Here is a 1,869-nt window from a genome sequence, read left to right on the forward strand (position 1 = left end):
TTTTCTTGTGTTAAGGCTGGTTATGACTGCTTCTGATGTAAGTGCATTTCGCGCACAAATTTTACATTTCACTGATGTGCCTGATCCGCGGACGGGTGCCGGTATTGAATACTTTGAAGATGGTGTGCTGCTGGTCGAAAACGGCCGTGTCAAAGCGTTGGGCAGTGCTGAGGATATGGCGCGCCAGGGATTGGATTTGCAGCAGTGCCGCCACACTCCTGATTATTTATTAATGCCGGGTTTTATCGACAGCCATATTCACTATCCGCAAACCAGCGTGATTGCCTCTTACGGCGAACAATTATTGGATTGGCTGAATAACTATACCTTTCCAACGGAATTGCAATTTTCTGATCCTGATTTTGCTGCTGTTGCTGCCGATGCCTTCTTAAAATTCCTGTTACAAAATGGCACTACTACTGCGATGGTGTATACCACCGTGTTCGCCCAATCAACGCATGCATTTTTTTCAGCGGCCGAAAAAATGAATATGCGGATGATTGCCGGCAAAGTGATGATGGATCGCCATGCGCCTGCAGAATTATTGGATACCCCGGCAAGCAGTGATGCCGATTGCCGTGAATTAATTGAGCTATGGCATAACAACGGGCGTTTGCACTACGCACTCACGCCACGCTTTGCTCCTACCAGTTCACCCGAACAGTTAGCGGTGACGGGAAAATTGTATTGCGATTATCCCGGCATTTATTTACAAACTCATCTCTCGGAAAACCAACAGGAAATTGCTTGGATCAAATCCCTTTATCCCGCCGCGCGCGACTACCTGGATGTGTACGACCACTACGGATTACTTGGCCCGCGCAGCGTGTTTGGCCACGGTATTCATTTAAGTGATGTCGAAGTTGCCCGCATGGCGCAGACGCAATCGGGCATTGCATTTTGCCCGACATCGAATTTATTTCTCGGCAGTGGTTTGCTGAATATGGCGCGCTTGGAGGACGCTGGAATTCCCGTAAGCCTGGCTACCGATATCGGTGGTGGCACCAGTTTTTCGCAATTGCGCACCCTTGCTGAAGCCTACAAAGTATTGCAACTGCAAGGGCAATGTTTGCATCCGTTAAAAGGGTTTTATATGGCCACATTGGGTAATGCACGCGCCCTGCAATTGGATCATTGCATCGGCAATTTTGAAAAGGGAAAGGAAGCAGATTTTATTCTTATCAATTTGGGTGCAACACCTTTACAAGCGCTGCGGCAATCAACCGCGCAGAGCTTATCGGAAAAACTCTTTGCATTAATGACTTTGGGCGATGAGCACAATATCGCGCGCGCTTACGTTATGGGCAAGTTGGCATTTCGCCGCACCGATAGCACACAGGGAGCATTAGTATGGATGGATTAATTAACCCGCTGGTGCTTGAGTGGTTGAATCTCGCCTTTCGCTGGTTTCATGTGGTCGCTGGCATTGCCTGGATAGGTGCATCATTTTATTTTATCTGGCTGGATTTAAGTTTGCGCACACCGCCGCAATGGAAAGTAGATCAAGGCGTGAAAGGTGATTTGTGGGCAATTCACGGCGGTGGAATTTATGAGGTCGCCAAATACCAATTGCGCCCGCCCGAAATGCCGTTGAAGTTGCATTGGTTCAAGTGGGAGGCCTACAGCACCTGGTTAAGTGGTACAGGTTTATTAATTTTAATGTACTACCTGCAAGCGCAAACCTATTTGGTGGGTCACAACACGCTGATTCAATCGCCGGAGTTGGCGGTGGTCGCCAGCATTGCGTTTATTCTCGGTGGGCAATTAGTTTATGAATTACTATTGCGCACACCCTTAGTAAAACTTGGTTTGGTTATCGCCGTCGCACTGCTGCTTATTATTTGTTCCGCCAGTTATATCGCACATCAA

The 1,869-nt window shown here is 48.0% G+C and carries 2 protein-coding genes; both read left to right on the forward strand.

Annotation, left to right across the window (positions count from 1 at the left end):
* A partial coding sequence (guaD, locus tag ACWA6V_RS21110) for a guanine deaminase (RefSeq protein ID WP_449524326.1) occupies positions 1-1,363 on the forward strand: 1,363 nt, incomplete at its 5' end.
* On the forward strand, positions 1,351-1,869 hold a 519-nt coding region (locus ACWA6V_RS21115; RefSeq protein ID WP_449524327.1), incomplete at its 3' end, for a urate hydroxylase PuuD. The genes guaD and ACWA6V_RS21115, both read left to right, overlap by 13 nt.

It is taken from the genome of Cellvibrio sp. (assembly GCF_053579595.1).